At 70.3% G+C, this 20,325-nt stretch carries 19 protein-coding genes; 13 read left to right on the top strand and 6 right to left on the bottom strand.

All coding sequences use genetic code 11. The features are described 5' to 3' along the window. Positions 1 to 4 precede the first annotated feature (4 nt). The 4 genes from IPH07_22440 to IPH07_22425 all read left to right on the top strand — a co-directional run bounded on the left by IPH07_22440 (position 5) and on the right by IPH07_22425 (position 5,180). The gene (locus IPH07_22440) at positions 5 to 973 is read left to right on the top strand and encodes an ABC transporter ATP-binding protein (GenBank protein MBK6920176.1); all 969 of its coding nucleotides are present in this window, start codon (positions 5 to 7) and stop codon (positions 971 to 973) included. Positions 974 to 992: 19 nt separating this feature from the next. Then, complete coding sequence (locus IPH07_22435) at positions 993 to 2,066, top strand: MCE family protein (protein ID MBK6920175.1); 1,074 nt, start codon at positions 993 to 995, stop codon at positions 2,064 to 2,066. Positions 2,067 to 2,156: 90 nt separating this feature from the next. Further along, complete coding sequence (locus IPH07_22430; protein MBK6920174.1) at positions 2,157 to 4,037, top strand: FHIPEP family type III secretion protein; 1,881 nt, start codon at positions 2,157 to 2,159, stop codon at positions 4,035 to 4,037. A 27-nt stretch (positions 4,038 to 4,064) separates the two neighbouring features. Continuing rightward, on the top strand, positions 4,065 to 5,180 hold the full coding sequence (locus IPH07_22425; GenBank protein MBK6920173.1) for a tryptophan 2,3-dioxygenase: 1,116 nt from the start codon (positions 4,065 to 4,067) through the stop codon (positions 5,178 to 5,180). Positions 5,181 to 5,299: 119 nt separating this feature from the next. Here the strand turns inward: IPH07_22425 and IPH07_22420 are convergent, their stop codons facing one another. Together IPH07_22420 and IPH07_22415 are read right to left on the bottom strand one after the other, a co-directional pair. Further along, entirely contained in the window at positions 5,300 to 5,668 is a 369-nt protein-coding gene (locus tag IPH07_22420; GenBank protein ID MBK6920172.1) for a hypothetical protein, read from the bottom strand. A 429-nt stretch (positions 5,669 to 6,097) separates the two neighbouring features. After that, a complete protein-coding gene (locus tag IPH07_22415) occupies positions 6,098 to 6,946 on the bottom strand; it encodes an SDR family NAD(P)-dependent oxidoreductase (protein ID MBK6920171.1) in 849 nt (282 codons plus the stop codon). An 88-nt stretch (positions 6,947 to 7,034) separates the two neighbouring features. Between IPH07_22415 and IPH07_22410 the strand changes: the two genes are divergently transcribed. The 6 genes from IPH07_22410 to IPH07_22385 all read left to right on the top strand — a co-directional run bounded on the left by IPH07_22410 (position 7,035) and on the right by IPH07_22385 (position 12,408). Further along, a complete protein-coding gene (locus tag IPH07_22410; protein MBK6920170.1) occupies positions 7,035 to 7,715 on the top strand; it encodes a dienelactone hydrolase family protein in 681 nt (226 codons plus the stop codon). Positions 7,716 to 7,720: 5 nt separating this feature from the next. Further along, a complete protein-coding gene (locus IPH07_22405; protein ID MBK6920169.1) occupies positions 7,721 to 7,972 on the top strand; it encodes a hypothetical protein in 252 nt (83 codons plus the stop codon). Beyond that, a complete protein-coding gene (locus tag IPH07_22400; GenBank protein MBK6920168.1) occupies positions 7,972 to 9,438 on the top strand; it encodes a sodium:solute symporter family protein in 1,467 nt (488 codons plus the stop codon). The genes IPH07_22405 and IPH07_22400 overlap by 1 nt, the downstream gene beginning before the upstream one ends. Before the next feature lie 122 nt (positions 9,439 to 9,560). After that, positions 9,561 to 10,877, top strand: a complete 1,317-nt coding sequence (locus IPH07_22395) for an SUMF1/EgtB/PvdO family nonheme iron enzyme (GenBank protein ID MBK6920167.1) — start codon at positions 9,561 to 9,563, stop codon at positions 10,875 to 10,877. Between the two features lie 80 nt (positions 10,878 to 10,957). Further along, the gene (locus IPH07_22390) at positions 10,958 to 11,539 is read left to right on the top strand and encodes a hypothetical protein (protein MBK6920166.1); all 582 of its coding nucleotides are present in this window, start codon (positions 10,958 to 10,960) and stop codon (positions 11,537 to 11,539) included. A gap of 92 nt (positions 11,540 to 11,631) precedes the next feature. Next, positions 11,632 to 12,408, top strand: a complete 777-nt coding sequence (locus tag IPH07_22385) for a hypothetical protein (protein ID MBK6920165.1) — start codon at positions 11,632 to 11,634, stop codon at positions 12,406 to 12,408. 9 nt (positions 12,409 to 12,417) lie between these two features. On the opposite strand, the gene IPH07_22380 is transcribed toward IPH07_22385, so the two are convergent. Then, complete coding sequence (locus IPH07_22380) at positions 12,418 to 13,350, bottom strand: YkgJ family cysteine cluster protein (GenBank protein ID MBK6920164.1); 933 nt, start codon at positions 13,348 to 13,350, stop codon at positions 12,418 to 12,420. A gap of 90 nt (positions 13,351 to 13,440) precedes the next feature. On the opposite strand from IPH07_22380, the gene IPH07_22375 reads away from it, so the two are divergent. Further along, positions 13,441 to 14,379 (top strand): hypothetical protein, encoded by a 939-nt coding sequence (locus IPH07_22375; GenBank protein MBK6920163.1) that lies wholly within the window; start codon positions 13,441 to 13,443, stop codon positions 14,377 to 14,379. A 64-nt stretch (positions 14,380 to 14,443) separates the two neighbouring features. On the opposite strand, the gene IPH07_22370 is transcribed toward IPH07_22375, so the two are convergent. Beyond that, positions 14,444 to 15,163 (bottom strand): hypothetical protein, encoded by a 720-nt coding sequence (locus IPH07_22370; protein ID MBK6920162.1) that lies wholly within the window; start codon positions 15,161 to 15,163, stop codon positions 14,444 to 14,446. A 176-nt stretch (positions 15,164 to 15,339) separates the two neighbouring features. Here IPH07_22370 and IPH07_22365 point away from each other — a divergent pair, with 176 nt between their 5' ends. Together IPH07_22365 and IPH07_22360 are read left to right on the top strand one after the other, a co-directional pair. Beyond that, positions 15,340 to 15,987 (top strand): hypothetical protein, encoded by a 648-nt coding sequence (locus IPH07_22365; GenBank protein ID MBK6920161.1) that lies wholly within the window; start codon positions 15,340 to 15,342, stop codon positions 15,985 to 15,987. Next, positions 15,984 to 17,672, top strand: a complete 1,689-nt coding sequence (locus tag IPH07_22360) for a M23 family metallopeptidase (protein ID MBK6920160.1) — start codon at positions 15,984 to 15,986, stop codon at positions 17,670 to 17,672. Before IPH07_22365 ends, IPH07_22360 begins: the two co-directional genes overlap by 4 nt. On the opposite strand, the gene IPH07_22355 is transcribed toward IPH07_22360, so the two are convergent. After that, on the bottom strand, positions 17,603 to 18,001 hold the full coding sequence (locus IPH07_22355) for an FHA domain-containing protein (protein MBK6920159.1): 399 nt from the start codon (positions 17,999 to 18,001) through the stop codon (positions 17,603 to 17,605). The genes IPH07_22360 and IPH07_22355 overlap by 70 nt on opposite strands. 522 nt (positions 18,002 to 18,523) lie before the next feature. Next, positions 18,524 to 20,254 (bottom strand): hypothetical protein, encoded by a 1,731-nt coding sequence (locus IPH07_22350; protein ID MBK6920158.1) that lies wholly within the window; start codon positions 20,252 to 20,254, stop codon positions 18,524 to 18,526. Positions 20,255 to 20,325: the final 71 nt, after the last annotated feature.

Genomic DNA, 20,325 nt, shown 5'->3' with positions numbered 1-20,325 from the left:
AACCATGGGCACGTCGGCGTGCGGCCGCAGCCGACTGCACGAAATTGCCGCGAACTCGCCCACGGCTGCGCACGCCGATGGAGCCGGCCAACGGCGGCTCGGATGGTGCGAGTGCTCCGGGCAGTGGGGGTGCGCACGCAATCGAGCGCGACGAGCAGCGCGCCCGCGCGGTATCGTGGCCGCGGTGGACGTCCCCGGGCCCGATGATGCGGTGGTGCTGCAGCACGTCTGCAAGGCGTTCGGCACCCACAAGGTGCTCGACGACGTCAGCCTGACGGTGCGCAAGGGCTCGATCACGGTGCTCCTGGGCCCCTCGGGCACCGGCAAGTCGGTGCTCCTACGGATCCTCGTGGGCCTGATGAAGCCCGATCAGGGGGCGGTGTTCGTGGGGCCCCACGACATCGCGCAGCTCGACGAGCGACGGGCTCGCGACCGGCGGCTGCTGTTCGACGTGCGTCGCAAGTTCGGCATGCTCTTCCAAGACGGCGCGCTGTTCGACGACATCAATGTCGGCGACAACGTCGCGTTCCCGATGCGCATGCACACCAAGATGGCGGAGGCGGAGATCCGCGCGAAGGTGCAGGACAAGCTCGCGCGGGTCGGCCTGCCCAACGCCGCCCACAAGTTCCCCTCCGAGCTCTCCGGTGGCATGCGCAAGCGCGTCGCGTTCGCGCGGGCCATCGCGCTCGAGCCCGAGATCGTGCTGTGCGACGAGCCCAGCTCCGGTCTCGATCCGGTGATGTCGGCCACGCTCGACGAGCTGATCATGGAGATGCATCGCACGCTGGGCATCTCGTTCATCGTCATCACCCACGACACCGCCGAGGCGCTGACCATCGCCGACACCATCGGCATGCTGGCGGGCGGCAAGCTCGTGCACTACGGGCCCAAGCGCGAGCTCGAGGCCCACTGCCACCCGGCGCTGCGACAGTTCTTCGATCGCTCGACCTCGGGACCCATCCAGGTCGTGTGACCTCCGCCTCGGACCATCCATGAATCGCACCCACATCGGCCTCGGCATCTTCGTCATCGCCACCGTCGGCCTGCTCATCTGGTTGGCGCAGTCGATCGGCGCCATCGGTGGCGGCGGCGGCAAACACTACGAGCTGCGGCTCGCCCACGCCGCGGGGCTGGTCGAGAACAACGCCGTGAAGATCGCGGGCGTATCGGTCGGACGGATCGAGAAGGTCGGTGTCGATCACGACATCGCGGTGCTCACGCTGCGCCTCGACGGCGAGATCGTGCTGCACGAGGATGCGCGCGCCATCGTGCGTGCCAAGAGCCTGCTGGGCGAGAAGTACCTGCAGCTCGAGCCCGGCGACCGGGATGCGCCGGCAATTCCCGACGGCGGCGCCATCACCAATGTCGACGTGCCGTTCGAGATCGACGAGGTGCTGAACGCGCTCGAGCCGATCCTCGGCGGCGACGATTCCATTGCCGCCGCCCTGGCCCCGCTGGCGGGCCAGCTCAACGATCTGCTGGCCGATGCCTCGGGCAAGGACGGCAAGCCGCCCATCATCACGCGCGCGCAGATCGATCAGATCGTCGAGGACGTCACCGCGACCTCGGCCTCGGTGCGGCGCATGACCGAGCAGAACGAGGCCGGCGTGGCCGAGTTGGTGAAGGACGGCAACCTGCTGGTCGACAACGCCAACGCGCTGCTCACCGGTCCGAAGGTCACCCGCATCGTGGGCAACGTCGAGAGCATCACCACCGAGCTCGACCAGAAGCTGCCGGGCCTGCTGGAGCGCGCCGACAAGGCCCTGGCCGAGGTCGAGAAGCTCGCCGCGCTGGTCGACGAGGACAAGCGTCGCAAGATCGCCACCATCATCGACGACGCATCGGTCGCGACCGCCAACTTGCGCGATCTCACCGACGAGCTGAAGGGCGTGTCCAAGTTCGTGGGGCCCCTGGTCAAGAACCTCTCGACCATCACCGAGCGGGCCAGCAAGGTCGACGAGACCATGATCCGGCAGTTCTTCCAGCGCGAGGGCATGAAGATCTACTTCGGGAGCAAGAAGAGGGCCGAGCAGAGCCTCGAGGACTTCCCCGACGGCGCGCAGTGATCGGTCGGCCGGCCCCGCGGTCGGCGATCGGCCGCGGTCACGCCAGAATTTCGCGCTTGCCGGGCCGGGCTTGCTAGCCTGCGTCCGAGGATGGCGAACGGAGGCGGGAGCTCGCCGATGCTGGCCGGGGTCAGCGGTTTGTTGCGGGCGCTGCCGGGCCTGCTGCCGACCCTGCTGGTGATCGCGCTGCTGGCGTGCGTGCTGGTGCCGCTGCCGACGGCGCTGGTCGACCTGCTCTTGTCGCTGTCGCTGGCGGCGGCGGTGCTGCTGCTGGTGGCGGCGCTGTTGGTCCGTCGCACCACCGACTTCCTCGCCTTCCCCACGCTGCTGCTGCTGCTCACGCTGTACCGCCTGGCGCTCAACGTCTCGACCACGCGACTCATCCTCAGCCAGGCCGACGCCGGTCGCGTGATCGATGCGTTCGCCGAGGTGGTGGTCCGCGGCGACCTGCTGGTCGGCGGGGTGATGTTCGCAATCATCACGGCGATGCAGTACCTCGTGATCGCGCGCGGCGCGGAGCGGGTCGCCGAGGTCGGTGCTCGCTTCGCGCTCGACGGGTTGCCTGGTCACCAGGCGGCGATCGATGCCGATCTCCGCGCGCGGGTGATCTCTGCGCGCGAGGCCTCGGCCCGCCGGGCTCGGCTCGGTGAGCGCTCGAATTTCTACGGCGCGATGGACGGCGCGATGCGCTTCGTGAAGGGCGACGCGATCGTCGGGCTCGTCATCACGGCGATCAACCTGCTTGGTGGCATCGCGGTCGCGCGCTGGCGGCACGATCTCGGCATGGTCGACGGGCTGTCGCTCTACGGCCGGCTGACGATCGGCGACGGCTTGCTGAGCCAGATCCCTGCGCTCTTGGTCAGCCTCGCCGCCGGTGTGCTGGTGTCGCGCGTCGATCGGCAAGACGGGGCTCGGGTCGCGTTCGCGTGGTTGGAGCCCCGCATGCTGCTGGTGCCCGCCGCGTTCCTGGCGTTGATGGCGATGGTGCCGGGCATGCCCACGCTGGCGTTCGTGGCGACGGCGATCGGCCTCGTCACGCTGGCCCTGTTGCTGAGCGCTCGCGAGCTACGACAGCGGCCGACGGAGGCCGAGCGCGGGGTCGGCCGTCTGCGGCTGCTGCTCGGCGATGCCGCTGCGCAGGAGCTCCGCACGCTCGAGCGTGCGATCGAAGAGGTGTGTCGGCGCTGCGCGAGCACGCTGCGACTCGAGCTGCCGGAGCTCGACGTGCAGCCCGAGCCGACGCTGGGTGAGCACACCCTCGAGCTTTGGTTCGAGGACCGACGACTGCTGCGCTGCACGCTGCCCGGCGGCGTCGCGCGGGACGAGACCGCGGTGCTGTCGGTGTTCCGCGCGCTCATGGATCACGCCGAGCTCTTCGTCGCGCTGCCCGCCGTCGAGCACGCGCTCGACGATCTGCGCGGCGAGCAGCCCGGCCTGGTCGACCGTGCGCTGCAGGGGCGCGACGGGCTGGAGGTCGCCGCGCTGCTGCGTGGCTTCGTGCGCGAGCGCGTGCCGTGCCCACGCCTCTCCGACGTGCTCGCGGCGCTCGCCGATTGTCCGCCCGAGCTCGCGGGCCGTCGCGATGCCGAGCTCGCGTTCGTGCGCGAGCGCTTGGCGCCGACGTGGCTGCCACCCATGCTCGACGCGCTCGCGCGGCTCGAGGAGCCGCGCTGGCTGCGGTTCGAGCCCGATGCCGAGCAGGAGCTCGTGTTGCACCGCGTCGGCGGAGCGCTGGGTGGTCGACTGCAACTCGACGAGGCCACGCGTGTGCGTTGGGTCGCACCGCTCACCGATGCGCCAGTGGACCTGCAGCGACGGCCAGTGGTCTTGTTGGCCACGCCGGCCGCGCGTGCGGTGGTGGCCGAGCTGACCCGCGGTGTGGTCCCCCACGTCACGGTGCTCTCGCTGGCGGAGCTGGACGCGGCTCGCTTTGCGCGGCCGATCGAGCCGCGCTGGCTTGCCATGCCCTGACCGGCGATGGCAGGGTCGGCTCTGCCCATGGCACGACCGCCGACCACGTACTGGGACTACATCAAGGTGGAGTCACTGCTCGCGCTGCAGAGCGGTGTGGATGACAGCGAGACTGCGCTCGCGAACGACGAGGTGCTGTTCATCACCATCCATCAGATCGACGAGCTGTGGTTCAAGCTGGTGCTGCGCGAGCTCGTGGTGGTGCGTGACTGCATGGCCCAGGAGCCGGTGCCCGAGCAGTCGCTCGCGCAGGTCGTCCATGGACTGCGTCGCGCCGTGCTGCTCATGCAGAACGTTGCGCAGCACTTCGCGCTGATGGAGAGCATGACCACGCGGGACTACCTGGCGTTCCGCGACAAGCTCTCGCCGGCGAGCGGGTTCCAGTCGGCACAGCTGCGCGAGATCGAATTCCTGCTGGGCTTGGCCGACGAGGTCCGGGTCTCGCTCGGCGGCGAGGGCAGCTACCTCGACGCGCTGCGGGCTCCGGGCGGGGGCGAGTCGCCGGCGCTGCGCCGCGTGTTGAAGCGCCGCGAAGATCTCCCCACCATCCTCACCGCGATGCAGCATTGGTTGTACCGCACGCCGATCTGCGGCTCGCACCCCGGCGAGCCCGACGATGGTGCCCGCGTGCAGGCGTTCCTCGAGGACTACCTGCAGGCGCACGCGAAGGAGGTCGACGGCAACCTCGCCCAGGCCGTCGCGCTCGCCACCAACGACAACGACCGCGAGCGGCTCGCGACCCGCTACCGCAAGGAGAAGGACGGCGCGCGCATGTTCCTCTTCGCGGAGGATCGCCCGCTCGAGGAGCGCGAGCGGACCAGTCGCATCCGCGCGGCCATCGTCTTCATCGAGAGCTATCGCGAGCTGCCGCTGCTCGCGTGGCCACGCGAGGTCGTCGACGGCATCGTCGCGCTCGAGCAAGCCTTCTTGGTGTTCCGTCAGCGACACGCACGCATGGTCGAGCGCGTGATCGGTCGACGCACGGGCACGGGTGGTTCGGCCGGGGTCGACTACCTCGACCAGACCGCGCTGCGGTACCGGGTGTTCAGCGATCTATGGGCGGTCCGAACGCTACTCGTTCGCCGCGACGCACTACCCAAGCTGGAAGATACGAGCTTCTACGACTTCGCCGGGGGCCACTGACAGCCGGCCTGGCCCCCCGTCCCGTCCTCGTCGACGCACGTTCTCGTCGACGGGGTGGGGCGGGTTGCAGGTCGGGCAGGCAGTGCGCGGTGTGCGTGCCCCCACAGCCGGCCCAGGGATCAGCCCCAGGTGGTCGGATGCGTGGGATCACTCACCGACTGCGAGATGGCCGGCCGGACGATCGGCGCACGCACCTTGCGGGACATGCGACGGATCATGCGGCGAAGCGACTTCGCAATCGCGTGACCGGTGGGCAGGACGACGGCGACGGTCTCGTCGCCTTCTCCCTGCAGGACCACCGTGTGCTGACCGATCACGAGACGGATCGTGCTCTCGTCGGTCTTCTTGAGGAGCCCCATGGCGGCTCCGAGAATGGGGCTCCACGTCTCTTCGCCGCGGAACTCGAGGTTGCCGGCCGGATCGGCCACGGTGACGGCCACGATGCCCGGGGCCGCCGCGAGATGATCGATGTTTGCTCGAAGACTCATGACACCTGCCTCTTGTATGGCCGCTCGGGCCAGTTCCTGCGCACCCAAAAGTCTGTTCGATCCTCGCCGGGATTCCAGTCGCCAAATTCAATACGTGCGCGGTCTCGGTGCTGGATCGACCGTACGATGGCGTAGGTCACCGTCGAGGCACGCGATTGCAGCGTGAACACGGATCCGTCAGCGGTCCGCCATGCCGCCCGATTCCGCCACCGCGGCCGATGCGGGCACACGGGATCCGGGTCATTCCCCACACGATCGCGGGGGTTTATCCCGCGACCGCACACCGTCTCCACCGCGCGCACGATGGTTTGTATTGCGCAGCGGCGTCCATCGTTACACTACGACAGCGCTGTCACGTGTCACACGTGTCGCGGCGATCGTGGTGTGCTCACGCAACACAGTTGCGCGTGGCACAGCGAGCGAGCTGGATCACGCATCACACTGGGTCTGCTCGACGCAGATGCGCCACAGCTCGAGCAGCGCCGCCCGATCCCGCGCAAACGGGCATGGCCGCGGGGCACGATCGATCCAGAAGCGTCCGCTCTCGGCCGCGACCGTGGGGTCCGCCGCCACGAAGGTCGGTGTGAGCGCGCCCGCGTTCGGTGACTTGAGTGCCCACCCCTGACCCATGCGGATGAGTCGTCCCAACCATCCGCTCTGCTCACGGAACAGCCCGCTGCCGACCGCACCGGGGTGGCAGGCGTGCACGCTCACGTCGTCGTTGACCGTCAGCTCGGCGAGGCGCCACGCGAGCATGCGATCGGCCTGCTTGCTGGCGGCGTAGGCAGCCATCCCAGAGTACTTGCGTCGCTCGAACTGCACGTCGTCGAGCTGCAGGCCCCGGGCGAACGTCGACGCCACGTTCACCACCCGCGCCGGCCCCGAGCGTCGCAGGGTCGGGAGCAGGAGGTTGGTCAGCGCGAAGTAGCCGAGCACGTTGGTCGCCCACGTCTGCTCGATGCCGTCGGGACTCACGCGGCGATCGGCACACAGCACGGCGGCGTTGTTGACGAGCACGTGCACCGGGCCGCCGGCGGTCACGTTCTTGACGAACGCGCGGATCGACTGCCGATGGCCGAGGTCGACCTGCATCATGGTCACGTTCTCGTTGCCGCTGTCCGTGACGATCTCGTGGAGTGTGGCGCTGCCACGATCGCGGTCGCGACACGCGAGCACCACGGAGGCGCCGAAGTAGGCCAGGTTGCGCGCGATCTCCTTGCCGATGCCCGAGCTCGCGCCCGTGACGATGCAGCGGCGGTCGACCATGTCGTACTTCACGGTGCTCGCGAGGATACGCGGGGCGCTCGCGCGAGGGGAGCTTTGTTACACTCCGACCTCGTCGGCAAACCCTCCGAAGGAGCAGCACATGGCGTCATCGATGGTCGAGTTCCCCGCGGACGGTCGCACTGCGACCGGCTACCTCTCGCTCCCCGCCAGTGGCCATGGGCCGGGCGTGTTGGTCATCCAGGAGTACTGGGGTCTGGTCGATCACATCAAGCAGGTCGCCGATCGCTTCGCTGCGGCGGGCTTCGCCGCGCTCGCGCCCGATCTCTACCGCGGTGAGTCGGCGAGCGGACCCGACGATGCCGGGCGCCGCCTGATGGAGCTCGACATCCCCGACGCCAGCCGGCAGCTCGGTGGCGCCGCGGCGTACCTGCTGGCCCACGCTTCGGTCACGCCGAAGAAGGTCGCGGCGGTCGGGTTCTGCATGGGCGGCAAGCTGGCCCTGCACGCCGCCGGCGAGTATCCCGAGTCGATCTGCGCGGTGGTCGACTTCTACGGCGTGCATCCCAAGGCCGAGCCCCGGCTCGATCGGCTCTCGGGCCCGGTGCAGACCCACTTCGCCGAGCACGACGACTACATCCCGGTCGCGCAGGCGCACGATCTGGTCGCGCGCCTGCGGGCGGCGGGCGTCGAAGTCGAGGATCACCTCTACGACGCACAGCACGCGTTCTTCAACGATCACCGGCCCGAGGTCTACGACGCCGCCGCAGCCAAGATCGCGTGGGATCGCACGCTGGCGTTCCTGCGCAAGGCGCTGGCGTAGCACACGTGGACTCGCCCCGGGCATGGCGCAGGGCGCTGGCGCGCGTCGGCCTCGTGTACTTCGCGGCCTCGACCGTGTTGCTCGTCGCGCCGGCCTACGCGTTGCTCGGCAATCACGTCGAGCCGCGGGTGCTGGGCCTGCCGTGGTCGTTGGTCTACGTGCTGATCGTGGTCGCGCTCAACTGCGGCGCACTCGCGCTGCTCTACGTGCTGCGCTGCGTCGATGATCGCGAGCACGACGACGAGGGCGGCGGCTGATGACGACGATGCCGGCGCTGGTGGTGTTCGGCTACCTCGCGATCACGCTCGCGATCGGCATCGCGGCCGGACGCGTGGGCCGAGGTGACGTCGCCGACTACGTCGCGGGCGAGCGCGCGTTCGGACCGCTCGTGATGTACTTCGTGATGGGCGCGACGGTGTTCAGCGCCTACGCTTTGCTCGGGACCCCGCAGCGGGTGGTCGCGAAGGGCTCGGACGCGTTCTACATCCTCGCCTACGGCGCGGTTGGCTTCGTGCCGGTCTTCTACTTCGGCGCCAAGGTGCGGCGGCTCGGCGCGCGCCTGGGCCTGGTGACGCAGGCCGAGCTGATCGGCGCCCGCTTCGACAGCCGCGCGGTGACCGGTTGGATGGGCGTCGCGACGGTGCTGGCGTTCTTGCCGTACCTCGTCATCCAGCTCAAGGGCGCCGGCGTCGTGATGCAGGCCGTCACTGGCTGGTCGCCGGGGCTCGGCGCATTCGTGGTCTATGCCGTGGTGGTCGCCTACGTGGTGATCGGAGGCGTGCGCGGGGTCGCGTGGACCAACGTGCTGCAGGGCGCGGCGATGCTGGTCATCGTGTGGTGGTTGGGCTTGTGGGTGCCCCACGAGCTGTTCGGCGGCGTGGCGCCCATGTTCGATCGCGTTGCACTCGAGCGGCCCGACGCGCTGGTGCTGCCGGGCCCCGGCCCGACCGGCTTCGGGCAGTACACCAGCGAGATCCTGGTGTCCGCGCTGGGCTTCTCGATGTGGCCGCAGGTCTTCATGAAGTGCTTCACCGCCCGCAGTGCGCGACTCGTGCAGCTGTCGGCGGTGCTCTATCCGAGCTTTCTGTTCTTCCTGGTGCCGCTGTTGTTGCTGGGCTACGCGGCCTTGCTCGCCGGGGGGCCCGCCGACGACTCGGTGCTGCTGTGGATCGTGTCGCGGCCCGAGCTCGGCGACACCCAGCTGGTGGTCGCGATCGTCACGTTCGCGGTGCTGGCGGCTTCGATGTCGACTGGCGACGCGCTGCTGCACGCCGGCGCCTCGATCCTCGTGCGCGACGTCGGCGTGGTCGGACTCGGCATGGCGCTCGACGATCGTGCGCAGACCCGGGGCATGCGGGTATCGGTGGTCGTGCTGGCGATCGTCGCGTTCGCGCTGCTGGCGATCGGTGGCCGCGCCTCGGTGGTGGATCTGTTGCTGCTCGCGTACGCGGTGCCGATCCAGTTCCTGCCGCTGACGCTCGCGGCGCTGTACTGGCGCCGCGCCAACCGGGCCGGCGCGACGTGGGGGCTGGGCGCGGGGCTGGGCACCTGCTTCCTGGCCTTCGCGTTGCAGCAGCTGACGCCCGCGTGGTACGCCGAACTCAATCCGTGGTCGCTGCAGATCGGCGTGCTCGGCGTGGCTGCGACCGTCGCGGGGCTGGTGGCGGGCAGCCTGCTGCGGCCGCCGCTGCCGGACCAGCACCTCGCGCGCTTCGAGCTGTGAGGCCGGCCGGGCCGCCAACCGCGTTGGCGCCGGCAGCACCGGCGATGCCGCTGCGGCGCGTGCATCGGATCGGCCAAGGTGCTCGGACGAAGCGGTACACTCCCCCGGCCCTGGAAGTCGCGATGCGTCGTCAAATCCTCCCGCTCGTGTTCACCTTGCTCGCGCCTGCGTGCGATCGGAGCTCGCATCGCTTCGACGTCGTCGACACCCCCGACCCGATACCGCTCGCGACCGCCGAGCCGCCTCCGAAGCCGCCCGAGCCCGTCATCGATCCGCGGGGCAACGAGCTGCCCTCGGAGTGCACGCGAGGCACCGGTCGCAATGCGCAGGGGCAGTGCGTGGCCCTGGCAACCCGCGTGGTGCCGCAGGGCCAGCAAGTGCAGATCCCCAAGGGCGAGTTCATCGTCGGCGATCTGCCCTCGACCTACGACTTCCGCAAGACCGCCGGCGATCCGCGGCTGCAGTGGGCGGGTCAGCCACCGCGCGTGGTGCAGGCGTCGAGCTTCTGGATCGACGTCAACGAGGTCACGCGAAGCGCCTACCAGGCCTGCATCGACGCCGGCAAGTGCACCGCGGCGTGCTCGGCCGACGCGCTGCTCGAGCGCACGCCCGAGGGCGGGCGCCCCAACGTGCCGCAGACCTGCGTGACCCACGAGCAAGCCGCCGCGTACTGCAGCTCGGTCGGGCAGCGTCTGCCGACCGAGCTCGAGTGGGAGTACGCCGCGCGCGGCGTCGATGCCCGCATGTATCCGTGGGGCAACGAGCTGCGCGACGAGTACCTCGCTGGGTTGCTGCCGATCGACACACCGGTCGTCGACCTCAGCTACTTCGGCGTTCGCGGCATGGGCACCAACGCCAACGAGTGGGTCGCCGACGAGTTCGATCCCGCGGCACCGCTCGCGGCCTACGGTGCGGTCGACTTCCGTCGCAAGGACGGCCCGCTCGCCAAGGCGATCGCCACCGATCCCCAGCAGGCAGCCAAGCGCTGGGTGTGGAAGTCGGCCCGCGTCGGCGATCGCAGCGGTGCGGCTGCGGCCGATCCCATGCGAGGCTTCCGATGCGCCGCCGATCTCGACGCCGCGACCGCGTCGCTGGAGGTGCCCGCGGTCGGGCCCCCGCTGCCGATCGTGCGCAACGTCGGCGCGGTCGAGCTGTTCGGCGGCATCGCCGAGGCGGTCGCGCAGGACGAGGCGCGGGCGTTCTGCGAGGCGCTCGACTTCGAGGCCGACGGCCGCCGTTGGAGTGAGTGGCGGCTGCCGACCATCGCCGAGGTCGAGGCGATCGCCGCGCTGTTCCGCGGGCCGGGGCCGTTCTGGACCGCCGATGGCGCCGTCGAACAACGGCCCGCGGCCGGCGAGCCCGCCATCGACACACCGTGGGTGGCGGTCGAGCTCGAGCCCGACGCCGCCGTCGGGGCCCGCTGCGTCCACGGCAAGTGACGCTGCGGGCGGCCGCCGGCCGTCACGCCGAGGGCGGCAGGGGGCGCGCCGCCCTGCTAGTGTTCGGCCCGATGATGTCGATGCGTCGGTCGCGAGGCGGAGCAGTGTGGTTGGCCCTGGTCGTGGCGATGGCCTGCGGGGGCAAGGGCGGCGGTGCTGCCGACGCGGGCAAGGCCGGCAGCCATGCCGAGGCCAAGCCCGACGCTGGCAAGGCCGTCGCGGTCGACGACAAGGCCGACGCGAACAAGCCACCGCTCGCGCGCCCCGTGCAGGAGCCGACGCCGGCGCCGGTGGACGACGCCAAGGCGGCCGCCGCTGCCGATCCATTGGGGCAGCGCTTCCGCGATCCCGATTGGTTCCGCAAGGACATGCTCGAGGGCGCGAAGGCCCAGGACGTGAGTCGATCCGAGCGCACCGACGAGGGCTTCTTCTCGTCGCAGATCCTCTTCGAGCTGCCCGCTGGCACCACCGCCGAGTCGTGCGCCGAGCAGCTCGAGAAGCGGGTCGGCGGCGAGGTCACCAACCTGCAACGCGGGCCCGACGAGAAGTTGCCAGGCCGCCTCAAGATCACCGGCTCGACCGATCGCTACCGCGTGACGATGATGTGCGGGGAGGCCAAAGGTGCGATGCGGGCGTACGTGAGCTATGAGTGGACGAAGTGAAGCCGCGATCGTGATCGCGTGCACCACCTTGGGAAGTGCATGCGAACGCAGCGTCGGTGGACGCTGCCCTGGGCGCACGCTACGTTGATGACGTGGATCTGCGCGAGGCCAGTGGCTTCGATCCGTTCGGATGGTCGGTGCCGTGCACCGGGCTCAAGCCCGCCCAGGTGCGTGACGAGGTGCGTGGCCTGGTCGAGTGGGCCGCGCAGACCTGGGCCATGTATTTCCCGCGCGAGCGCGGCTACACCGTCGAGATCGACTCGCCGGCGGGCCCCAGCAACGGCGCACGCCTGACGGTGCGCCGGGGCGACTTCCGGGCCCAGATCGCGATCGAGAACATCCTCGATCCCCAGCGCCGGGCCCCCGGTGCGCTGGCGGTGCGAACCTCGGGCCGCGCTAGCTCGGGCGCGCTGATCGAGGCCGAGGCTGCAAGCGCGCTGGCGATGCAGCGCGGGCGTGCGCTCGGGGTCGGCGGTGGCGTGGGGGTCTTCGCGCTGGTGTGCTGGATGTGCCTGGGCGCCGCCAACCCGGGCTTCTTGCTGGCGGCGCTCGGCCTCGTGGTGGTCGCGTTGTTCTCGACCACGACCCTGGGTGGGCTGGGTGCGTACTTCGGCGAGCGCATCGGTGAGAGCGCGCGGGCGCGGGCCCGCTGTGTGATCGGCTCGGACCCGCTGCTCAAGGACGATCTCCGCCGCTGGCGGGCGCTGGTGCGTGAACTCGCCACCCGCCGGGCCGCGATCGCGGGCCGAGCGATCGGCGATGGTCGCACGCCGTTCCGCGCGCTGCCCTCGCTGCAGGCGCCGGCGCGCGCCCGCACCGGCGAGAATCCAGCGTTGCCGCGGGGCCCCCGGTTGTCGTGGTCCGCGTGAGCGAGTCGCTCACTTCTTGCGCGCGGACTTCTTCTTGTCCTTCTGGAATTTCTTGGCGTGCGCGACGTTCCGGTTGGCCGGGCGTGCGACGGAGCCGTCCTGCTGCATCCGCACCGGCGCCTCGCCGACCTCGGTCAGCTGCTGGCCCTCGGTGATCTGGGCGATCTGTGGGATCGAGGCGTAGAGGAAGGGCGACAGCTCGAGGGCGATGCGCTTGTCGAGCTGTGACAGCGTGACCTGAGCGCGCACCGGCAGGCGCAGGTTCTTCGAGCGCACGCCCTTGGGGAACTCGGCGTGGCTCGGCCGCGAGTGCTCGGGCGAAGTGACGTGGTGCTGCATGCGGCACGCGATCGGGCGCTCCGCCCAAACGCGGCAGCGCTGGGTCGCGGGGTCGAGCAGCGGGCACGCGTGCTCCTTCTTGGCGAACACCAAGCGGCCGTTCTGCACCGCCTTGCCGCCGAAGCGGACCTTCTCGGCGTCCTTGCCCTTGGCGCCGGCTTGCACGTCCTTGTACTGCTCCTGCGCGTACTCGACGAGCTTGCGCACGACCTCCGCGAAGTCCTTCCACGGTCGAGCGGCGCGATAGATGTTGAGCGCCTCGATGCTCGAGACGCCGACCGGCGCGGTGTAGCAGGCGTTGCAGCCGCCCGGCTCGCCGGGGCGCTTGACGTCGGTCAGGCCCATCGATTCGCGCAGCGCGTCGTGGTAGGCGTCGACGTGGTGGAGGAGTTCCTTCACCAGCGGCGTGAAGCCCCGCGGTACCCGCTTGGTGTCCTTCATGTCCGCGATGTTGGGCAGCGCCGAGATCTTGTCGAGCGTGGCCTGGATCGCGGTGGCGTGCGGTGCAGCGGCCTTCTTGGCGGCTCCGGGCAGGCGCGTGACCTGATCAGCCGGCAGCTTGAGCCGTGGACCGAACAACGCAGCGAGAAACTCGAGCGCCATGGGCGACGGGGATTACCACGGGCGGGGCCGGTCGGCCATGGTCCCTCCGGTGGCCGCGGTGGCGCGGGGTTTTGGTAGCGTACGCGGGCCATGTCGAAGCTCGTCCGGTTCGGTCTCGTCGCTGCGCTCGCGTGCGCAGCCGCTGGTAGTTCGTGCAACAAGCAGGGGGGCACCGACAGCCCCGGTGGGCGCGGCGGTGCCGCAGGTGCGCCCACCACCGGTGATGGTGTGCAGCTGCGCTACGGCCTGACCGCGACCAAGCTCAAGCAGAAGGGCAAGATCGATCTCAACACCAGCGGTGGCGGCAAGTTCGGTCAGGCGGCGATCGAGTACTCCGCGTTGCTCGACGTGGTCCCCAACGGCGACAAGCTGAAGGTCTCGTGGAGCTTCGCCGACATCGGCAAGCTCGACGTGGAGGGCCTCTACAAGGACGCGTCGGGCGACGCCAAGAGCATGTTGCTCGCCGAGGGTCGCGGCGCGTTCATCGTCGACGTGCTCGGCACCGTCGACGAGAAGGGCACCGACGCGTTGCAGGAGACCGCCGCACGGCGCGAGCGCTTCAAGGCGCTGGCCAAGGAGGGTGGTGCCGGCGAGGGCAAGGAGCCCAGCAACGGCGGCGCACTGCAGCTGCTGGCGATGACCGACGCGATGGTCTCGCTGCCCGATCTCCCCAAGGAGTCGCTCGCGGTGGGCAAGCCGATCACGGTCGAGCGCGAAGAGGAGACCCAGCTCGGTGACTCCGGTGTGATGCTGCCGACCGACATCGAGAGCAAGTTCACGCTCGTGAAGATCGACGAGTCCGGTGGCCAGCGCATCGCCGAGCTGCAGGTCGAGGTCGAGAGCAGCGGCGCGACCGAGATGCAGGGCAACATGATCGCGGTCGAGAGTACGACCGAGGGCAGCATGCTGTTCGACCTCGGGACCGGGCTGCCGGTGAGCTACAAGTTCACGCGCAACACGAGCTTCACCTTCGGGCAGAACTCGCTGGAGAACACGATGATCGCCGAGGCGGCGTTCGAGAAGGGCTGATGGGCGCGGGCACGGTCACGTAGCAGGCTGTCCAGAAGAACGCTTCGCGTACTTCCGCACCCTGCTACGACGGCCCGCACACCGCGTCGAGGTACGAACCACACTCGCAGGCCTCGGCGGGGAACCAGTTGCCGGTGTCGTGGTTGCACCAATGGCACTGGCCACCGTCGGTGGTGCCACACGTCGAGCAGTCGACGCAGTGGTAGGTGCCGAAGTCGAACACGCCGTCGCCCTGGCCGGCGCCGCAGTAGGCGGTCCAGCAGCCGCCGTCCGGATTGATGCCGTTCAGATCGCACACGTGCGGCACGCCCACGGGGACCTCGCAGCCGTTGCTCGGATCGCCATCGCAGTCGTCGTAGGGGGCTTGGCACGTGCGCACGCAGGTGCCGCTGTCGTCGCAGGCGGCGTCCATGTTCGGCCCCGGCAGGCAGGTCTGCGCGCAGCTGTCGGCGCCGCAGATGCACGTGCCGGTCGCGTCGCAGTGCCCGCCGCTGGCGCAGTCGGTGAGGCACGGCGTGCCGGCGATCGCGAAGGGATACGTGCACGCGTCGCCCTCGCAGGTGCCCGGCGCGAGCTGGCAATCCGACGGTGGGGTCTCGCACTCGAGATCGCAGCTGCCCGCGGTCGTGCTGCTCTGCGAGGACGCACCGCCCATCGTCGCGACTTCGCCTGCGTCCTCGCTGTCACCGCCGTCGGAGCTGCCGGTGGTGTCCGGGTTCCAGGCCTGGGTGGTCTTGCCGTCGGCCGCGGGTCCGCAGGCGACCAGGGCGATAGCGAGCGTCACGAGACGGCGAGCGGTCACAGCGAATCATGGTACCCACGAAACTCCGCCGGCGACTACGTCCGCGACGTGCCCCGACGCGTCGGACTACGCAGCGGTGCGTAGGCGCGGGCGGAGATCGGGTGGCGTCTGCGCCACCAGACCGCGTCACCCTGCACCGGATTCGCTAACCTCCAATCATGGCTGTCCACGTACGCGCGCGCGCCCTCGGCTGGGGCTGCACGGCTTGGTTCATCGGTCTGTGCGGGTGCTCGAGCGTCGAGCCCGGGGGCGAGCGCGGCGGTGCACTCGCACTCGAGCGCAGCGCAGAGATTCCGGCGGCGACAACCGGCAACAAGCCGCAGCGTGGACGCGTGCTCGGTGGCGAGAGGGCGGCCCGCGTGATCGCGTGGCCGGCCGCGGAGCGCATCGACCACGTCGCCCGCGCGCGCTACGACGCCGGTCTGCAGGCGCGCATCGACGACGCACCGATCCCCGTGCTCGCACCGCCCGAGGCCGGCGCTCGCGCGGTGCTCACCAGCGGCCCCAGCTGGTACGCGCTGACGGTCCACGGCGACGGCTACCTGCTGCACACCCATGGCAGTGGCGAGGCCCGCGTGCATCCCCACGTGCGGACCTTCGAGCCGACCCATCCGATGCGCGACGGTGCGGGCTTCGTGACCCGCAACGAAGAGATCTGGTCGGCGTCGTGGATCGAGCACGGCGTCGCGTACTCCTTCGAGATCGAGTGTGATCGCCGAGCGGTGACGTGGTGCGACGACGAACGGGCCTTCATGACGCGGCTCGAGTCGCTGGTCTATGTCGGTGGTCGTGGAGGTGCGCGATGATCCGCCGTCACCTCGCGTGGTCGTTGCCGCTGCTCGTCGTACTCGCGCCCGCGGGCGCGCAGGCGGAGCCGTTCTACTTGCCCGCCGGCGATCTCGTGCCCGGCTCCGGCCAAGGCGCCGCGGACGAGACGGTCTACGCCCCGGGCATGCGCTATCCCATCCAGGACGCGCCGTCGTACCCCAACTCGCAGGTGTGGGGCGTGGGCGGCTCGGAGGGCCCGGGCGGTTCGCAGTGCGACGCGGCCAACTTCGCGTACCCCTGGCGCGACAACTACTGCGAGACCCGCAGCTGGGACATGCCGCTGTGCCCGTCGGGCACCGGCCACCAGGGCCAGGACATCCGCCCCGCCAGCTGCGACAACCTCACGTATCCGTACGTCTCGGTGATGGCCGGCACGGTGACCTCGATCGGCAGCTACTCGGTCTACGTCACCGCCGCCGACGGCACCCGCTTCGACTATCTGCACGGCGGCAACATCATGGTCTCGAGCGGTGAGTCGCTCGCGCAGGGCGACGTCATCGGCCTGGTGTCCAACGAGTTCGGCGGCACCTCCACGACGGTGCACCTGCACTTCAACATCAAGCAGGATGTCGCGGGCGTCGGCTTCGTGTTCGTGAGCCCGTACATGTCGCTGGTGACGGCCTACGAGGACCTCACCGGGCTCGGCAACGAGCCGCCCGCGGGGCCGGTCGACGCGGTCGACTGCGAGTCGATCCGGGGCTGGGCGCAGGACCCGGACACCCCGGATGCACCGGTCGAGATCCGCGCGTACTTCGGTGGTCCCGCCGAGGAACCCACCGCGACCGGCATCACCTTGGTCGCCGATCTGCAGCGCGACGATCTCTGCGATGCGCTGGGCTCGTGCGCGCACGGCTTCGAGATCGAGATCCCGCGAAGCCTACGCGACAGCGCCAGCCACGAGGTCTATGTCTACGCGGTCGACACCGAGGGCACCGAGTCGCCGCTGCTCGAGTCGAGTCCGGGACAGTTCTCGTGCATGCCTCCGGCAGTGCCCGCGGGTGTGCGTCGTCTGGTCGGAGGCCCCGAGGTGCAGGCCGCGTGGGCGCTGTCGACGTTCTGGGATCTCGCGGTGATCGATGCTGCGACCGTCGACGCGATCGAACCGGGCGAGCCGCTCGGCGAGACGCCGCTGGTCGTGCGCGGTGAGGACGATCCGGCCGAAGCGCTGTGGTTGATCGACGCTGGTCGCAAGCGATCGCTGGCCAGCGCGGCCGCGCGGGAGGCGTGGCGCATCGACGTCGGTGCCGCCGAGGTGTGGCCGCAGGCCAGCGTCGACGGCGTCCCCGAGGGCACGCCGGTGCGCGACGAGGTGTTCCTGGTCGACGACGCCAGCGGTGCGCTGTACGTGATCGACGACGCGCAGTGTCCGGTGGGCGAGACCTGTGGCGGTGGCACCGGCGGCGGATCGGGCGACGGCACCGGCGATGGCGGTGCGGCGGATGGCACCGGTGGCGGCGGCGGCACTGCGGGCAGCGACGATGGTGCGCTACCGCCGGGTGCCGACGGCGAGGACGCGGGTGGCTGCGGCTGCACGCAGGGCACCGGCGCTGCGCCGTGGTGGGCGCTGGCGGTGTTCGCCGCCGTGCGGCGTCGTCAGCGGACGCGTCGTTCGAGCAGCAACCGCGTCAGCGCCGCGCGGCTGTGCACGCCCAAGCGGCGGTAGATGTTCGCCACGTGGGTCGTCACGGTGCGCTCGCTGATCTGCAGGCGCGTGGCGATCTCGGCGTTGGTCAGGCCCTCGCTGACCAGCCTGGCGATCTCGAGCTCGCGATCCGAGAGCGGCAGCGGTGCGCTGGCCTCTGCGCCTGCGTTCGCACCGTCGGCGAGCGCTCGCTGCAGCGCGTCGATGCTCCAATAGCTGAGCCGCAGGAGTGCGTTGGGTCCGAACTGCAAGCGGTCGCCCTCGCGTACGCGTGCTCGCCCGACGCGGGTGCCGTTGACGTAGGTGCCGTTGGTCGAAGCGAGATCTTCGATCCACAGCGGGTCGCCCATGTGGATGCGCGCGTGGTTGCGTGACAACCCGTCGTCGTCGAGCACCACATCGGAGCTGGGGTCGCGCCCGATCGCGGTGACCGGCGTCTTCAGGGCAAACACGCGGCCTGAACTGCGACCACCGATGACCTCGAGGCACGGCGTCTCGCCGGGGCCCGGCGCCGAAATCGGCCGGACCTCGCGCACTCGCGTATCGGGTGGCGCCTTCGCCATGCTGCCTTGCATGTTACCCGAGCCACGCACCAACGAACAAACCCGGTTCGTCGCTGTCGCTGGCGTTTGCCGTCAGCGGCGGGACGAACCGGGTTCGGGGAAGTTGGTGCGCACGCCCAGAGCGTGGGAGTGGTCGACGTCGGAGGTTGTCGCGGGAGCGGGAGTTCGAGCCGGGGAAGAACGTGCGCGCGTGGAACCTTCCCACCTCGAAGGGCGTGCGGTCAAGATCCGAGCAGATTTTTGCCGACGCGCGTCGTCGCGTCGGCACTCGATCGGCGCAGGCTCGATCGGCTCAGGGTCGATCCGGTCTCACGACGACGGTGTGAGTGCCTCGCCGTCGTCGGCATGCGCCTCGTCGGTCGGCGATGCGTCGAGGGGCGCATCGCCCTCGTCCGGTTCGTCCTCGGGGCCGGTCTCGGGGCTGGTCTCGGGGTTGGTCGCGGGGTTGGGCTCGACGTGCGTGCTGGCATCGTCGGGCTCGTCCGGCTCCAGCGTTCGCGCGTCGTCGTTCGACGACACACGGGGCGTGGGGCGGGGCGCCGCGCCGCGCTCGGCCCTGCAGCGGTCACACATGCGATCGACGGGATGGTCACCGTCGTTCGCCGGTGCGATCGACATGCCGACAACGTAGTGCCAGATACCGTCACACAGCGGCACGACGCAGGGCATCGTCTCGGCCCCTTCGATCGTCGTCGGTGCCTGGGCGTGTCCGCCCGCGATGCACTGCGCGCACAGCCGTAGCGGGTCCTCGAAGCGACCCGCGAGGAAGGCCTGCAGCTGTGCGCCGGTCTTGTACGTCCACGTGCGGTCGCAGCCGGGACGGCCACATGCGACCTCGCGGTCGGTGTGAAGCCGGCAAAACTCGCGGCAGACCTCACACATGCGCTTGGGCATCGGCACGTCGGCATCGATGTCCGTGGTGCCGGTCGCGGCCCATGCTCGAAGCTGGGACTCGCGGTCGATCGTGACGGTGCGGGTGCAGCCGTGCACCTTGCAGGGGGCTTCCCGATCCACCAGCTTGGCCTGCCGCTGTCGGCACGGCTCGCACATCCGCGGCGGCGGCCCGTCGCTGTTGCGGCCCCGACGACGACGACGACCGCGGCGATCACCCGCGGGCGGTGGCTCGGGGGCCTCGGCGGCGGTGTGTCGCAGCCACGCGCGGTGCTTCAGCTGGGCGTCGCGGGTCCACGTCCACGTGCGCCGGCAACCGTCGACCCGGCACGCGATCTCGGTATCCCCGAGGTTGCGATCGGTGTGGGCACACTCGTCGCACGTGCGGGTCGGCGGCTCGAGCGTGCCACCGCGCTGCAGCACCGCGAGCTGGGCCGCCTTCGTCCACGTCCAGGTGCGCTCGCAGCCGGGGTTGCTGCAGCGCACCTCGGTGTCGGCGACCGATTCGAACGCCGCGTGGTGCTCGGGGCACAACCGCCGCGGCGGTGGCTGACCAAAGGCCTGGATCTGTTCGGCGGCGGTCCACGTCCAGGTGCGTCCGCACCCATCGAGGCGACACGGCACCTCGCGATCGTCGAGGTGACTGAAGAGACCCGCGGCGACCTGCGCGAAGGCGGCGACCTGTTGCGGTGATGCGGTCGGCGTGGACTCGCGCGCGGGCTGGCTCGCACGCCCAGCGCGATCGTGGTGTGCTCGGGGCCCGCGATCGTGATGGGCTCGACCGCCGCGATCGCGATCGTGGGCCGGCTTCGGTCCGCGCTCGCCCTGCGCTCGCGGGCCGCGGGGATCCTGCGCCGTCACGGGCTTGGCCTCCGCGGGCTTGCCCGCAGTCGCGTCCGCGCTGGTGCCGGTGCTCGGCGCGGCGCCATCGGCTGCTTCACCGCCGCGACCTCGCCCGCGTCGACGTCGACGTCGACGCTTCTTGCCCGCCGGTCGCTCACCGTCGGCGGTCACGCCGTCGCCGCTCTCGCCACCGCTGCTCTCGTCGCCGCCGGCGTCCTCGCCACCATCATCATCGGCGAGGTCGTCGTGACCGCCGTCGTCGCTGGTCGTCATCTCGGCGCGTTCGTCTTGTTCGGGCCCGCTCAAGGCCGCCGAGTATGGCGGAGGGTGGTGGCCATCGTCCACCGCCGGCGTCCCGCGTGATCGCGGGGGAATCT

It is taken from the genome of Deltaproteobacteria bacterium, from assembly GCA_016709225.1.
GTDB lineage: Bacteria > Myxococcota_A > Polyangia > Nannocystales > Nannocystaceae > Xiheibacterium > Xiheibacterium phototrophicum.
This window is presented reverse-complemented; position numbering and strand designations above follow the sequence as displayed.

Bases quoted from the DNA above. Each gene is read 5' to 3' on its own strand.
- IPH07_22440 (MBK6920176.1), top strand. From the start codon at position 5: ATGGGCACGTCGGCGTGCGGCCGCAGCCGACTGCACGAAATTGCCGCG.
- IPH07_22360 (MBK6920160.1), top strand. From the start codon at position 15,984: ATGATCCGCCGTCACCTCGCGTGGTCGTTGCCGCTGCTCGTCGTACTC.
- IPH07_22355 (MBK6920159.1), bottom strand. From the start codon at position 18,001: ATGGGCGACCCGCTGTGGATCGAAGATCTCGCTTCGACCAACGGCACC.
- IPH07_22435 (MBK6920175.1), top strand. From the start codon at position 993: ATGAATCGCACCCACATCGGCCTCGGCATCTTCGTCATCGCCACCGTC.
- IPH07_22375 (MBK6920163.1), top strand. From the start codon at position 13,441: ATGTCGAAGCTCGTCCGGTTCGGTCTCGTCGCTGCGCTCGCGTGCGCA.
- IPH07_22390 (MBK6920166.1), top strand. From the start codon at position 10,958: ATGCGTCGGTCGCGAGGCGGAGCAGTGTGGTTGGCCCTGGTCGTGGCG.
- IPH07_22425 (MBK6920173.1), top strand. From the start codon at position 4,065: ATGGCACGACCGCCGACCACGTACTGGGACTACATCAAGGTGGAGTCA.
- IPH07_22400 (MBK6920168.1), top strand. From the start codon at position 7,972: ATGACGACGATGCCGGCGCTGGTGGTGTTCGGCTACCTCGCGATCACG.
- IPH07_22380 (MBK6920164.1), bottom strand. From the start codon at position 13,350: ATGGCGCTCGAGTTTCTCGCTGCGTTGTTCGGTCCACGGCTCAAGCTG.
- IPH07_22365 (MBK6920161.1), top strand. From the start codon at position 15,340: ATGGCTGTCCACGTACGCGCGCGCGCCCTCGGCTGGGGCTGCACGGCT.
- IPH07_22420 (MBK6920172.1), bottom strand. From the start codon at position 5,668: ATGAGTCTTCGAGCAAACATCGATCATCTCGCGGCGGCCCCGGGCATC.
- IPH07_22395 (MBK6920167.1), top strand. From the start codon at position 9,561: ATGCGTCGTCAAATCCTCCCGCTCGTGTTCACCTTGCTCGCGCCTGCG.
- IPH07_22430 (MBK6920174.1), top strand. From the start codon at position 2,157: ATGGCGAACGGAGGCGGGAGCTCGCCGATGCTGGCCGGGGTCAGCGGT.
- IPH07_22410 (MBK6920170.1), top strand. From the start codon at position 7,035: ATGGCGTCATCGATGGTCGAGTTCCCCGCGGACGGTCGCACTGCGACC.